Consider the following 13,104-nt stretch of genomic DNA (forward strand, 5'->3'; position numbering starts at 1 on the left):
GAACAGCTCACCCTTCGAGAAAACGGAGACTCCCATGACCTTCGACTACACGGCCTTCTTCGAAAGACGAATCGACGACATCCGCGCTTCGGGCCAGTACCGGACATTCGTCGAAATCGAGCGCCTGGCAGGCAGATTCCCGCACGCGATACATCACCACCGGGAGGGGCTGCGCGAGATCACGGTGTGGTGCAGCAACGATCACCTCGGCATGGGCCAGTTCCCCACCGTCGTGGAGGCGATGCACCGGTCGGTGAATCGCTCGGGTGTCGCGGCGGGCGGGTCACGCAACATCTCCGGCAACAACCACACCCATATCCTGCTCGAACGCGAAGTGGCGCAACTACATCGGAAGGAAGCGGGCCTGACGTTCATCACCGGTTACGCGGTGAACGACGCGGTGCTCGGCGTGCTCGGCAAGGAATTGCCCGGCGCCATCTTCTTCTCCGACGAACAGAACCACGCGTCGATGATCCTCGGCATGCGCGCCTCGCGCGCCGAGCGGCGCATCTTCCGGCACAACGATCCGGCCCATCTCGACGAGCTGCTCGCGGCCACCGATCCCGACCGGCCGAAAATCGTTGCCTTCGAATCGATCTACTCGATGGACGGCGATGTCGCGCCGATGCCCGAATTGTGCGCCGTGGCAAAGAAACACGGCGCACTCGTCTACGTCGACGAGGCGCACTCGGTCGGCATGTACGGCCCGGAAGGGTCCGGCATGGCCGCGCACCTGGGGTGCGCGGATCAGGTCGACTTGCTGATGGGCACCTTCGCCAAGGGTTACGGCACCCTCGGCGGCTACCTGACCGGACCCGCGCCGATCCTCGACGCCGTGCGCAGTTTCGCGCCCGCGTTCATCTTCACCCTCGCGATGCCGCCGGCACTCGCGGCCGCCGCGCTGGCCAGCGTGCGGCACCTGCGCGAATCGGACAACGAGCGCATCCTGCTGCACCACCGGGCGCGGCTACTCCAGGACCTGCTCACCGACGCCGGAATCCCGTTGGTGTCCACCGAAAGTCACATTGTTCCCGTTCTCGTAGGTGACCCGTACAAATGCAAAGAACTGGCCGACATCCTGCTCGAGGAATACCGCCAATACGCCCAGCCGATCAATTTCCCGTCCGTCGCGCGGGGCACCGAGCGCCTCCGGATCAATCCGTCGCCGGTGCACAGTCCCGCGGCCGTGCACCGATTCGCCGAGATCATCGACACGGTCTGGTCACGCCTGAACCTGCCGCGCCGTCCGGTCCTTCCGATCGCCAGTCACGAAGCGCTGGAGAAGGTTTCGGTATGAGTATCGAGACGCGGCCCAAGCCACCCCGGAGCCTGCATCCGGTGGCGGAGGCTGAGCCCCCAACGCCGTGGGCTCAGCACATACTTCTCTACGCCGCGTTCTTCCTCATGGGCGCCGAAATGTACTTGGTGGCACCGATGCTGCCGGGTATCGCCCAGTCGCTGCACGCGTCGGTGGCCGCCTCGGCCACCATCGTCACCGCCTACGTGCTCGTCTACGCGGTCGCCGGGCCGCCGTTCGGCATCCTCGCCGACCGGTATCCGCGACGGTGGTCGATCCTGCTCGGCTCGCTCGTCTTCATGCTCGGGAACCTGGGCTGCGCGGCCTCGAGCTCGCTGGCGATGCTGGTGGTGGGCCGCGGCATCACCGGCCTCGGCGCGGCGATCGCGGCACCCGCGATCTGGGCCTATCTCGCCGAACGCACACCGCAGCACAAGCGCGGACGGGTGATCTCGCTCGGCGCCAGCGTCTATTCGCTCGGCCAGGTGCTCGGCGTGCCGCTCGGCGCGGGCCTCGCCTCGCTGACCAGTTGGCGATGGCCGTTCCTCGCCGTCGGCGTGCTGATGATCGCGACGTCGGCGGTCCTGTATCTGCGACTCGATCACATACCGGCCACCAGCACGTCACGTGGCTTCAAAGCGCTGCTGGCACCGTGGGCGCAACCACGAATCAGCTTGGGCCTCATCGCGACACTGTTCCTGCAGGCGGGCCGTCTCGGCGCCTACACCTTCGTCGGGGTGATCTTCGCGCAGCGATTCGGGTTCAGCCTCAACTCCCTTGGTCTCGTCGGGCTGCTCGTCGGCGCGGGCTCGCTGATCGGCTCGCTGAGCACCGGCACCATCCTCGACCATCTGCACCGGCGCAAGGTGAGCGGCGTATGGGTCTCGGTCGTCGCCGCGGCGGCGTTCGCGCCCTGTGCCGCAGTGGCTTTGAGCACGCAGAACATGGTCCTCGCGCTGGTGGCGCTGACCCTGTGGTGTGTCTTCGGCGGAGCGTTCTACTCCAGTCAGCAGGCCTACCTGTCGTCGGCCGATCCCACCCAGCGCGCGTCCGTCGTCGCCTGGAACAACTCGATGATGAACGCGGGCATCGCGATCGGCACCACGCTGCTCGGCACGCTCACCGTCGGCGGCGCGGCCTTCGCCGGCCTGACCGGCGTCCTCGGCATCGCGGCGGCCCTGGTCGCGGCCGCGCTGCTCGTCCTCCTTCGAAAGGACCGTCAGCCAGCATGATTCCCGCTCCGGCCACGGCGCCAAGCCGCACCGCCCTTCCGGTCGCCGCGTGGGCCAAGGGCCCCTACATCTACGACGCCGACGGAAACGACTATCTCGACGGGTCTTCCGGCGTGCTCAATGTGAACGTCGGACACGCGCATCCGAAGGTCTTGCAGGCCATCGAAGCTCAGCTCGGACAGCTGACTTTCGTGCATCGCACACAATTCCGAAACGATCCGGCGGCGCGGCTCACCGAACGACTGCTGGCGATCGCACCCGCCAAGACAGCGGCGATCGAATACAGCAACTCCGGGTCCGAGGCCAACGAATGCGCATTGCGACTGGCTTTCGCCTACCAGCACCGGCGCGGCAAGGCCCAGCGCACCGTCATTCTGTCCGAAGAGCCCAGCTACCACGGGATGACGGCCGGGGCGTTGTCCATCACCGGCAGCCCCAGCAAGCGGGATCCGTCGGTGGAACCGCTGCTCGGTCAGCCGAGCGGGAATCGAGTGCTGGTGCGGCCCAAGCCCGGTCGGCGGCGCGCCACCCACGAAGAGTGGGGGCAGGCGCTACTCGGCGTCGGTCCGTCCAAGGTGGCGGCGATCGTCATCGAGCCGCTCGGCGGTGCGTCCTCCGGTGCCGCGCCGATCGATATCGACACGATGCACTGGTTGCGCCGGGAGACGAGGAACAACGGGATCGTTCTCATCGCCGACGAGGTCATGTCCGGCTTCGGGCGCACCGGAAAGTGGTGGGCCTGCGACCATTCCAGCATCGCACCCGACATCCTGACATCGGGCAAGGGTGTCACGGGTGGCTATACCAGCCTCGCGGTAACTTTCGTCGCCGAGACCATCACCGCCGCGATTGCGGAGCCGCTCGGCCCGATTGCGCTGGGGCACACCATGTCCGCGAATCCGCTCGCCTGCGCCGCCGCGAATGCGGTACTCAGCGTCCTCGAAGACGAAGGGCTGCTGAGCAATGCGGCCACGACAGGCGGGCTGCTCGCGGAAGCGCTGACGACGCTGTGCAACCGCTATCCGGCGCTGCTGTCGGATCAGTCGGGTATCGGCTTGATGCGGGCATTGCACATCAACGCCGACCAGGCCGCGGACACCAACAAGCGAATCATCGCCGCTGCGAAGGAGAATGGACTCGTGTTATGCCCGGCGGGTATCAACAAGGCGACCAATTCGGTGCTCGTGGCACCGCCGCTGAACAGCACACCGGAGCTCATCGATGAGCTCGCCGAACGGCTCGACCGAACCCTGGCCGCAGTCTCCGAAATCGGAGCCGACCATGCGTGAGGCGGCCGAGCTGCTCGCCACCCTGCCCACGGATCTGTGGATCGGCGGCAAGCAGGTGCCCGCGCAACGAGCCTTCCCCGTGGACAACCCCGCGACGGGCGACGTCCTGATCGAGGTCGCCGACGCATCGGCCGACGATGGCGCCCGCGCGCTCGACGCCGCCGCCGGGGCGCAAGCCGCCTGGGCCGCGACAGCGTCCCGCGAACGCGCGGAAATCCTCCGCCGCACTTGGGAACTGGTGATCGCGCGACGCGACGACTTCGCGTTACTGATGACTCTCGAGATGGGCAAGCCGCTGGCCGAGAGCTACGGCGAGGTCACCTACGGCGCGGAGTTCCTGCGCTGGTTCGCCGAGGAGGCGGTCCGCGTGCACGGCCGCTACACGCACGCACCGTCGGGCACCGGCCGCATCCTCGTCACCAAACAGCCCGTTGGGCCGACGCTGGCCATCACGCCATGGAACTTCCCGCTCGCCATGGGCACCCGCAAGATCGCCCCCGCCCTGGCGGCCGGTTGCACCATGGTGGTCAAACCCGCCGCCGAGACGCCGCTGACCATGCTGCTGCTCGGCCAAGTCTTCGCCGACGCGGGACTGCCGCCCGGCGTGCTGTCGATCCTGCCGACCTCCGACGCCGCACAGCTCACCGACCCGATGTTCACCGACGATCGGCTGCGCAAAGTCACCTTCACCGGTTCGACCGCCGTCGGCAAAACCCTGCTCGCGCAATCGGCTACCCGCGTGCTGCGCGCCTCGATGGAACTCGGCGGCAACGCCCCGTTCGTCGTCTTCGCCGACGCCGACCTCGATGCCGCGGTCGACGGCGCCATGGCCGCCAAGATGCGCAACACCGGCGAGGCCTGCACCGCGGCCAATCGCTTCCACGTCGACAACGCCGTCCGCGCGGAATTCACCACCAGGCTGACCGACCGGATGCGCGCACTGAAGATCGGTCCCGGCCACCTCGACGGGGTGCAGATAGGGCCGCTGATCAGCGCGAAACAGCGCCGCACGGTCGCCGAATTAGTCAGGGACGCAACAGAAAAGGGCGCGAGCGTCAGCACCGGCGGCGCGAGCGTCGCGGGCGAGGGCTATTTCTACGAGCCGACTGTCTTGGCGGACGTCCCCGCCGACGCCCGCATCCTGCGCGAGGAAGTTTTCGGCCCGGTGGCCGCGATCACCGGCTTCGACGGCGAGACGGAGGGGATCATCGCCGCCAACAACACCGAATTCGGCCTAGCCGCCTACATTTACACCACCGACCTCGACCGCGCCCTGCGCGTCGCCGAGGCCATCGAATCCGGCATGGTCGGCATCAACCGAGGCGTCATCTCCGACGTCGCCGCCCCGTTCGGCGGCATCAAGGAATCCGGCCTCGGCCGCGAAGCAGGCACCGAAGGCATCGAGGAATACCTCGAAACCAAATACATCGCCCTGCCATGAGCAGCACTCGGCTGCCGAGGCGCCCGGTATCACTGAAACTGACCCATTGCCAACGGATCTGAGCCATTCAGGCCGATGATCGTCGGCGCGCGGTGTGGGATGCTGGACATGGACGCTGATTTCGAAAAGACACTCACCGATCGAGTCACCCGACTGTGCAGTGCTGATCGGCTGCCCAGCCTGACGGTAGCCGCCGCACAGGACGACGTTGTCCTCGCCGCAGTCTCAACAGGTTTCGCCGACTTCGAGAACCGTGTTCCCGCCAGCTCAGACAGTGTGTATCGAATAGGCTCGATCACCAAGACCTTCACCGCGGCCCTAGCCCTTCTGCTCGTCGATCAGCAGCGCCTCGACCTGGACGCTCTGGTCGGGCAGTATCTTCCCGCCACCTCGTTCGGACAGATACCTCTGCGCATGCTGCTGGCCCACTGCGGCGGCGTTCAACGTGAGGTCCCCGTCGACATGTGGGAGTCGATGCGGGGACCGTCCGAACCCGAACTCCGCGAGGCTTTTACCCGGGTGGAGATGGTGGCCGAACCTGGGCAACGATGGCAGTACTCCAACCTGGGCTACGCCGCGATCGGCGCGATCATCGAACACGTCACCGGCCGTCGCTGTGCCGATCTGATCGACGAGAAATTGCTGACACCACTGGAAATGAGCCGGACAACCTGGACGCCACCGCCGGATGCGGTGGTCGGCTATCGGATAGATCCGTACATGGATGCCTTCCACCGCGAACCGGTCACGGACATGGCGGCCACGGCTGTTGCCGGCCAATTGTGGTCCACCCCAACCGATCTGTTGTGCTGGGGCAATGCCCTCATCGGTGCCGAACCGGATGTCGTGCCCATATCGGTCGTCGACGCGATGCACACCATGCAGGTCATGGTCGACACCCGAGCGTGGTCCAGAGGATGGGGACTTGGGTTGATCCTCGACCGCCGCGCCGATCACATACTCGCAGGCCACCTTGGGGCCATGCCCGGCTTCCTCGCGGCACTGACTACCCACCGAGAGTCCGGGACCGTGGTCGCCGCGTGCATCAACGCCACGCGTGGCAGCAACTTGGCCGATCTCGCCGCCGACATCGCCGACCAAGCGGCCGCCGCGCACCCGCCGGTCGTACCCGCATGGAAACCGGCACCGCCGTGTCCCGAGGAGATCCGTGCGATCCTGGGCCGGTGGTGGTGCGATGCCGAGGAAGCCGTATTCACCTGGCGCCACGATGGCCTGCATGCCCACCTTGCCGCCGATCCGGACAACACTGACACCCGCTTCATGACCGAGGCTGCCGGTTGTTTCCGGGCAGTCGAAGGCCACCTCCATGGCGAACGGCTGACTGTCACCCACACAACGTCGGAGATCGAATTACGTTGGGCGACTTATTTATACACTCGTTCGCCGCGGTGACCCCCGCTACCTTGTTCGTGGCTCAGACGAAGGGTCACGGTCGCCAGAACCGGTATGAACTCTCCCCCTGTCGTTCTCATGATCCGTGCTCGGCCGAGGGAGCGGTGAGAGGCTCGCCGGTGGTTTGCGGGAAGGTGTAGAACCGGACGGTGATCCGCTCGAGGTCCTTGGGTTCCCGGAATCGACCGGGTCGCCCGCCGCCGGCCTGGTCACGTAGTGCGCCGTAGCGGATGAGCAGTTCCAGGTACTCGTCGAAGAATCGGCCGAGTTCTTCGGGGGTGAGCAGGAGTCCGCCGCGGGAACACTTCGTCCACGGTCCGTAGCGCTCGGCGTGCCGAGCGACATTCGCGAGTATTTCCAGGTCCTGCGCCAACTTCTGGTCCTGCCACGCCACGAAGTTGGCCGAGTCCTCCGTGCTGATCTGGTCTGGTTCCGGCCAGCGCAGATCGAGCGAACGCTTGCGCCACTGGTCCTCGTCGCCGCGGACGAAGCCCGCGACCTCCAATGTGCGCAGTTCGGCGGCGACCTCGGCCGGATCGGCGTCCAGCCGCGCCGCGAGTGCCCGCACTGTCGTCGGTTCCGGGGTGAGCGCGTGCATGATCTCTTGCCGAACGGGATTGGTGAAGATATCGCGGAGTTCCTGCGCGGTGACGACACGCGGCGGCTGATCCGCGGCGAGTATATGGCGGGCGCGCAGTATGAGGAATAGCCCGAGCGGAATCTCCGCGCCGACGGCCAGCAGCAGGCTGCCCCATCGGTCATCGCTCGACCAGTCGAGGACAACGTCGAACCAAGCGTCGCAGCAGAGTAGCGCCGCGGTGGCGATCAATACCGGCACCGCGGCGCGCCGCCGCCGGAACCCCAACCAGGCGCTGGCACCCAGACCCGCCAGCAGCAGTACGTCGAAGCCAACCCAGGCAAGTCGCCACTGGTCTGTGGTGTAGCCATCCGGGAGGGCCCGGATGACGAACAGGATCCACGGCACCAACACGACCGCGCCGCCGGCGGTGATCAGCAACAGAACTCGTCGGTTCACATCACCGAGCCTATTGATCGAGGGACGCCGCCACCACGAAACTTTCCCGGGGCACTCCCCCGCTAGCGCCGAACCGCGGTCAGGCTGGGTCCGCCAGGTCGTCGAGCACCCGCTGGCCGATCGCGAATGCGGCGTTCGCGGCGGGCACTCCGGCGTAAACGCCGGTGTGCAGCAGGATTTCGGCGATCTCGGCTTGGGTGACGCCGTTGCCGATGGCGGCGCGGACATGCATGGCGATCTCTTCGTGCCGACCGAGGGCGGTGAGCACCGCAAGGGTTATGCAGCTTCGGGTGCGGCGGTCCAGGCCGGGCCGGGTCCAGATCGAGCCCCAGACCGATTCGGTGATGTAGTCCTGAAAGGGGCGGGTGAAGTCGGTGGTGCCGGCTTCGGCGCGGTCGACGTGGGCGTCGCCGAGGACCTCGCGGCGGACCTTGGCGCCCTGCTGTGCGCGCTCGTTCACGGATTCTCCTTCAGGTGGCCGAGGATCAGGTCGTTGATGGTGCCGGGTAGTTCGGCGTTGGCGAGATGTGCTGCTGGGCTGATGGTTTCGAACCGTGCCGGTCGGATAGCGTCGGCTATTCGCTGTCCGTGCGGCGGTGGGGTCGCCGGGTCGTCCGCGCCCGAGATGACCAGTGTTGGTGCGCTGATTGTCGATAGGCGGGCGGCAATGTCCATCGTTTCGATTGCCGCGCAACAGGATGCGTAGCCCTCGGCGGGGGTTGCGGCGACCATGCTCTCGTAGTCGCGGGTCCGTTCGGGATGGGCGGCGCGCCACTGCGGGGTGAACCAGCGTTGCACGGCCGCGACCGCGATCGCCTGAGTTCCCTCGGCTCGGACGAGGGCGGCGCGGTCGGCCCAGCCGCTCGGCGGGCCGAGTTCGGCTGAGGTGCAGGCCAGTGTGAGGGTGTGCAGTCGGTGCGGCGCGTACTGAGCGACCCACATGCCGACCATGCCGCCGAGGGACAGACCGACGAAATGGGGTCGGCGGATGTCCAGCCGGTCGAGCAGCGCGAGCACGTCGGCGCCGAGATCGGCTAATGAGTACGGCCCGGTCGGCACGGGCGAACGACCGTGTCCGCGATGGTCATAGCGCACGACCCGATAGCCCGCCCCGGTGAGCGCGGCGATCTGCGGCTCCCACATACGCAGGTCGCTGCCGAGCGAGCCGCTGAGCACAACGGGTGGACCATCGGGTGGCCCGTCCACGGCGTAGTCGACCGCAACGGCGGTCACGAGCGCGACTGCCAATCGCGCAGCGCGCGGCGGATGAATTCGTTCGCGGAGCCCAGATAGCTGGGCGGCTCCAGTAGTTCGTCGATTCGCTTGCGGTCCAGGAACTTTCCGATCACGGCATCGGCGGCGAGCACTGCGGCGAGGTCGTTTCCTGCCGCGTCGGCCTGTCGGCAGCAGGCTGCCACCAGGTCGCCTGCTTCTTGTCTGCCCACCGCGCCGTGCGAGACCGACATCAACTCGGTCGAGACGTGCTCGGCCAGCAAGTGACCGCCGGTGCTGTCGAGGTTGGCGCGCATGCGCTGCGGGTCGGCTTGCAGGCGATCCAGGCATAAGCGGAGCCAGTGCACCGCAGACCCGGTGCTGCGCAGCAATTCGACCAGCGGCCGCCACTCGGCATGCCATGATCCGGCGGCCCGCTGATGTTCGTGCGCCGCGGCGCTCAGCAAGGTGGCGACCAGCCCGGGCGCCTGGGCCGCCGACCCGGCGGCGAGGACCGCGGCGACGGGATTCCGCTTGTGCGGCATCGTCGATGAGCCACCGCTGCCCGGCGGGCCTTGCTCGGACACCTCGGCGATCTCGGTCTGCGCGAGCAGGGTGATATCTCGGGCGATCTTCGCGACCGCGCCGCACGTCTGTCCGAGCGACCCGGCGACCTCGGCGATCCGGCTGCGCTCGGTGTGCCATGGCAGCACCGGCTCGGCAAGTCCGAGATGACGGGCCAGCTCGCTCAACACGGGAATACCGTTGTCGCGCAAAGCGGCCAGTGTTCCTACCGCGCCGCCGAACTGCACGGCCAAGCGTTCGCGGCGCATCAGGTCGACGCGGTCCAGCGCCGCGATGATGCCGCCGAGCCACCCGGCCGCGGTGAGCCCGAATGTCACCGGTGGTGCCTGCTGGAGCAGGCTCCGCCCGGCCATCACCGTGCCCGCGTGCTCCTCGGCCAACTGGGCGAGGCGCGTCGCGCACGCGTGCAGATCGGCGCGCAGCGCGGCCAGCGCCCGCGCGGTCACCAGCATCGCGGCGGTGTCGATGACGTCTTGGCTGGTCGCGCCCAGATGAACATAACCGGCAGCCGCAGGCACGACCCGCGCGGTCAATGCGCGGACGAGCGGACCAGCTGGATTGCCGATCCCCACCGCGTCCGCGCCCAGCGCCGCGATGTCGTATTCCTCAGCACGGCAGCATCGTTCGATGGCCGCCGCCGCCTCGTCCGGAAGCACCCCGGCCGCAGCAGAAGCCAAGGCGAGGGCCGCCTCGAAATCGAGCATCGCCTGGACCCAGGCCCGATCGCCGACCAGCTCGGCAACGGGCCCCGCCGCGAGCACACCGTCGAACAGACCGTCAGACATCGAAGAACACCGTCTCGCCGTCGCCTTGCAGGTGCACGTCGAAAACGTATCCGTCACCGTCGCGTACGGCGATCAGTGTGCCGCGACGCTCCGGCGGCACCGTCGCCAGCACCGGATCGACCGAGTGCTGGTCGGCATGCTCCGGAAAGTAAACCCGGGTGACCACCCGATGCAGCAGTCCACGGGAGAACACCGACATATCGAGGTGCGGAGCCTGCTGTCCGCCCGCGCCGTCACACACCGGACTCGGGACGACGGTATAGACCGCGAACCGACCGATCCGGGTATCGCTGCGCGCGAAGCCTCGCCGATCGCTATGGATCTCGTCGTCCGCAAGTCCGGCGAGGTCGGCCTGCCAGGTCTCGACCATGGCGTCGTCGATAGCCGTGCCCGCGCCGTCGAACACCCGCCCCGTGATCCACACCGCGCCCGGCGTCGCCAACGGCACGGCGAACGCGCTGTCCTCTTGTATCAGCCCGATCTGCAGAAAGGGGCCGACGGTCTGGGACGGGGTGCTGCGCAGCCTAGTCATCGTCGTCCTCCTCGTGTTCGAAAGGCGTTGCGTCGCGGCCACGGAGCACGATGTCGAACTCGAAGGCCAGCGCACGTTCCGGCTCGCTGCGCGCGTAATCGAAACGGCTGACCAATAATTCGCGGGCGTGCTCGGGTACCGAGTTGAAGACCGGGTCCTGGAAGAACAGCGGATCGTCCGGGAAGTACATCTGCGTCACCAGCCGCTGCGCAAACGCCTGCCCGAACAGCGAGAAGTGGATGTGCGCCGGCCGCCACGCGTTGTGGTGGTTACGCCAGGGGTAGGCGCCGGGCTTGATGGTGGTGAATTCATAGCGCCCGGCGCTGTCGGTGCGGGTGCGCCCCGCGCCGTCGAAGTTGGGGTCCAGCGCGGAGTTCCAGCGGTCGCGGTCGTGTCGATAACGACCACCCGCGTTGGCCTGCCAGATCTCGATGAGCGAGTGCGGGATCGGCTTGGCGTCGCCGTCGAGCAACCGTCCGTGCACGATGACGCGCTGACCGATCGGTTCGCCCGCGTGCTGAGCGGTCAGATCATTGTCCTTGGGGCGCAACCGATCCGAACCGAACACCGGACCGGTGAGTTCGGTCAGCCGCTGCGGCAACACGATCAGCGATTCGCGCGGATGGCGCAGCACGGTGGAGGCGTAATCGGGAAAGTCGAGCGGCGGATGACTGTCGTCGGGGTCGCGGCGCACGCCTGCCAAGTCTGGTCGAGTCTTCATAACGCCGCCTGCAAGGTATGCAGGGCCGCGAGTTCCGCGGCGGTCGGCGGCTCAGTGACCGCCAGGTCGTCGGCGACCTTCAGTTCCCAGCCCGTGGCCGCGCGCACCTGCTCGACCGTCACCCCCGGATGCACGGCGGCCAGCACCAACTCGCCGTTCTCGTCCGGCCGCATGATGCCGAGGTCGGTGATCACCTGGGTCGGTCCCGCCCCGCGCAACCCGAGCCGCGCACGCTCGCCACCACCACGCCCGTGTCCGAACGAGGTGACGAAATCGACTCGCTCGACAAAGGATTGGCGAGACTGACGGACGACGACGAACACCTCACCGCAGGACGCGGCGATCTCCGGCGCACCGCCCGCCCCGGGCAACCGCACCTTGGGGTGGCGATAGTCGCCGATGACCGTGGTGTTGATATTGCCGAACCGATCCAACTGCGCGGCACCGAGAAACCCGATATCGATGCGTCCCGGCTGCAGCCAGTAGTTGAACACCTCCGGCACGCTGATCACGGTATCGGCGGTCTCCGCGAGAATTCCGTCACCGATCGAGGCGGGCAGCCTGCCCGGCTTGGACCCCAGCGTGCCGGACTCATAGATCAGCACCAGGTCCGGCGAGTGCGTGGTGCGCGCCAGATTCGCTGCGGTGGAGGGTAATCCGATGCCGACGAAGCACCGCTTGCCGCCGTGCAACGCCCGCGCCGCCGCGACGGTCATCGTCTGGTCGGAGGTCGACTCGGTCATGCCACGCTCCTTGCGAACACGTACTCCTGGAGCCAGTTGGTGAAGCGTGCTCGATCACGACTGATCGCGTCCCAGGCCGCGTAATAGGCGTTGTCACGTTCGGAATACCCATGGGCGTACGAAGGATTCGCGCCGCCTGGCACCTCGGCGACCACGGTCACCGCCCAGGCGGGTAGGACGATCGCGCCGGGCACCGGCGTGAGCTCGGCGACGACCTCCTCGACGGTGACCAGGCTGCGCCGCGCGGCGAGCACGGCCTCCTTCTGCACCCCGAGCAGTCCCCACAGCTGCACATTCCCGGCTCGGTCCGCCCGCTGCGCGTGAATCACCGTCACGTCCGGATTGAGCGCGGGCACCGCGGTCAACCGCTCACCGGTGAACGGGCAGGTGATCGGCTTGATCGTCTCGGTCACCGTCGGCAGGTCCGTGCCGACGTAACCGCGCAGCACCGCGAACGGCAGCCCGGAGGCACCCGCGACATACCGGTTGGCCATGCCCGCGTGGCTGTGCTCTTCGATCGCCAGCTCCCTCGGCCAAGCGTGCTCGACCGCGTCCCGGAACCGGTGCAGCGAACCGACACCGGGGTTGCCGCCCCAGGAGAACACCAGTCCGGCCGCGCACCCGGCACCGATCAGCTGGTCGTACACGATGTCCGGAGTCATCCGGACCAGGGTCAGCTCGCGCCTGCGCTGCCGGATGATCTCCTGCCCGGCCGCGACCGGGATCAGGTGCGTGAAACCCTCGAGTGCGACGATGTCGCCGTCGTGCACCAGCTCAGCCACCGCGTCCGCCAGGGACGAAATCCGGGCCACAATCAC

General features: G+C 67.5%; 13 protein-coding genes. 5 read left to right on the forward strand and 8 right to left on the reverse strand.

The features are described from left to right. The first annotated feature begins 34 nt into the window (after positions 1–34). From hemA to ACIA8C_RS34175, 5 genes are all read left to right on the forward strand, one after another. Positions 35–1,297 (forward strand): 5-aminolevulinate synthase, encoded by a 1,263-nt coding sequence (gene hemA, locus ACIA8C_RS34155; protein WP_397141931.1) that lies wholly within the window; start codon positions 35–37, stop codon positions 1,295–1,297. Next, positions 1,294–2,529: an MFS transporter gene (locus ACIA8C_RS34160; RefSeq protein WP_397141933.1), complete on the forward strand. Its 1,236-nt coding sequence runs from the start codon at positions 1,294–1,296 to the stop codon at positions 2,527–2,529. The genes hemA and ACIA8C_RS34160 overlap by 4 nt, the downstream gene beginning before the upstream one ends. Next, positions 2,526–3,818 carry an aspartate aminotransferase family protein gene (locus ACIA8C_RS34165; RefSeq protein ID WP_397141935.1) on the forward strand — a complete coding sequence of 431 codons (1,293 nt, stop codon included), beginning with the start codon at positions 2,526–2,528 and terminating at the stop codon, positions 3,816–3,818. The genes ACIA8C_RS34160 and ACIA8C_RS34165 overlap by 4 nt, the downstream gene beginning before the upstream one ends. Beyond that, positions 3,811–5,259, forward strand: coding sequence for an NAD-dependent succinate-semialdehyde dehydrogenase (locus ACIA8C_RS34170; protein WP_397141937.1), 1,449 nt, complete (start codon positions 3,811–3,813; stop codon positions 5,257–5,259). Before ACIA8C_RS34165 ends, ACIA8C_RS34170 begins: the two co-directional genes overlap by 8 nt. A gap of 108 nt (positions 5,260–5,367) precedes the next feature. After that, the gene (locus ACIA8C_RS34175) at positions 5,368–6,672 is read left to right on the forward strand and encodes a serine hydrolase domain-containing protein (RefSeq protein ID WP_397141939.1); all 1,305 of its coding nucleotides are present in this window, start codon (positions 5,368–5,370) and stop codon (positions 6,670–6,672) included. Positions 6,673–6,748: 76 nt separating this feature from the next. Here the strand turns inward: ACIA8C_RS34175 and ACIA8C_RS34180 are convergent, their stop codons facing one another. The 8 genes from ACIA8C_RS34180 to ACIA8C_RS34215 form a co-directional block, all read right to left on the reverse strand. After that, entirely contained in the window at positions 6,749–7,708 is a 960-nt protein-coding gene (locus ACIA8C_RS34180; RefSeq protein ID WP_397141941.1) for a helix-turn-helix domain-containing protein, read from the reverse strand. A gap of 79 nt (positions 7,709–7,787) precedes the next feature. Then, positions 7,788–8,168 (reverse strand): 4-carboxymuconolactone decarboxylase, encoded by a 381-nt coding sequence (gene pcaC / locus ACIA8C_RS34185; protein ID WP_397141943.1) that lies wholly within the window; start codon positions 8,166–8,168, stop codon positions 7,788–7,790. Next, complete coding sequence (gene pcaD / locus ACIA8C_RS34190) at positions 8,165–8,941, reverse strand: 3-oxoadipate enol-lactonase (RefSeq protein WP_397141945.1); 777 nt, start codon at positions 8,939–8,941, stop codon at positions 8,165–8,167. The genes pcaC and pcaD overlap by 4 nt, the downstream gene beginning before the upstream one ends. Then, positions 8,938–10,290, reverse strand: coding sequence for a 3-carboxy-cis,cis-muconate cycloisomerase (gene pcaB / locus ACIA8C_RS34195; protein ID WP_397141947.1), 1,353 nt, complete (start codon positions 10,288–10,290; stop codon positions 8,938–8,940). The genes pcaD and pcaB overlap by 4 nt, the downstream gene beginning before the upstream one ends. Continuing rightward, positions 10,283–10,822, reverse strand: a complete 540-nt coding sequence (pcaG, locus tag ACIA8C_RS34200; RefSeq protein ID WP_397141949.1) for a protocatechuate 3,4-dioxygenase subunit alpha — start codon at positions 10,820–10,822, stop codon at positions 10,283–10,285. The genes pcaB and pcaG overlap by 8 nt, the downstream gene beginning before the upstream one ends. Further along, positions 10,815–11,543 (reverse strand): protocatechuate 3,4-dioxygenase subunit beta, encoded by a 729-nt coding sequence (gene pcaH, locus ACIA8C_RS34205; protein WP_397141951.1) that lies wholly within the window; start codon positions 11,541–11,543, stop codon positions 10,815–10,817. The genes pcaG and pcaH overlap by 8 nt, the downstream gene beginning before the upstream one ends. Beyond that, the gene (locus tag ACIA8C_RS34210; RefSeq protein ID WP_397141953.1) at positions 11,540–12,286 is read right to left on the reverse strand and encodes a CoA-transferase subunit beta; all 747 of its coding nucleotides are present in this window, start codon (positions 12,284–12,286) and stop codon (positions 11,540–11,542) included. Before ACIA8C_RS34210 ends, pcaH begins: the two co-directional genes overlap by 4 nt. Further along, the gene (locus tag ACIA8C_RS34215; RefSeq protein WP_397141955.1) at positions 12,283–13,098 is read right to left on the reverse strand and encodes a CoA transferase subunit A; all 816 of its coding nucleotides are present in this window, start codon (positions 13,096–13,098) and stop codon (positions 12,283–12,285) included. The genes ACIA8C_RS34210 and ACIA8C_RS34215 overlap by 4 nt, the downstream gene beginning before the upstream one ends. Positions 13,099–13,104: the final 6 nt, after the last annotated feature.

The organism is Nocardia sp. NPDC051321, assembly GCF_044455225.1.
Lineage (GTDB): Bacteria > Actinomycetota > Actinomycetes > Mycobacteriales > Mycobacteriaceae > Nocardia.

Coding starts and splice junctions, on each gene's coding strand:
- hemA (WP_397141931.1), top strand. CDS start 35: ATGACCTTCGACTACACGGCCTTCTTCGAAAGACGAATCGACGACATC.
- ACIA8C_RS34160 (WP_397141933.1), top strand. CDS start 1,294: ATGAGTATCGAGACGCGGCCCAAGCCACCCCGGAGCCTGCATCCGGTG.
- ACIA8C_RS34165 (WP_397141935.1), top strand. CDS start 2,526: ATGATTCCCGCTCCGGCCACGGCGCCAAGCCGCACCGCCCTTCCGGTC.
- ACIA8C_RS34170 (WP_397141937.1), top strand. CDS start 3,811: ATGCGTGAGGCGGCCGAGCTGCTCGCCACCCTGCCCACGGATCTGTGG.
- ACIA8C_RS34175 (WP_397141939.1), top strand. CDS start 5,368: ATGGACGCTGATTTCGAAAAGACACTCACCGATCGAGTCACCCGACTG.
- pcaB (WP_397141947.1), bottom strand. CDS start 10,290: ATGTCTGACGGTCTGTTCGACGGTGTGCTCGCGGCGGGGCCCGTTGCC.
- pcaG (WP_397141949.1), bottom strand. CDS start 10,822: ATGACTAGGCTGCGCAGCACCCCGTCCCAGACCGTCGGCCCCTTTCTG.
- pcaH (WP_397141951.1), bottom strand. CDS start 11,543: ATGAAGACTCGACCAGACTTGGCAGGCGTGCGCCGCGACCCCGACGAC.
- ACIA8C_RS34210 (WP_397141953.1), bottom strand. CDS start 12,286: ATGACCGAGTCGACCTCCGACCAGACGATGACCGTCGCGGCGGCGCGG.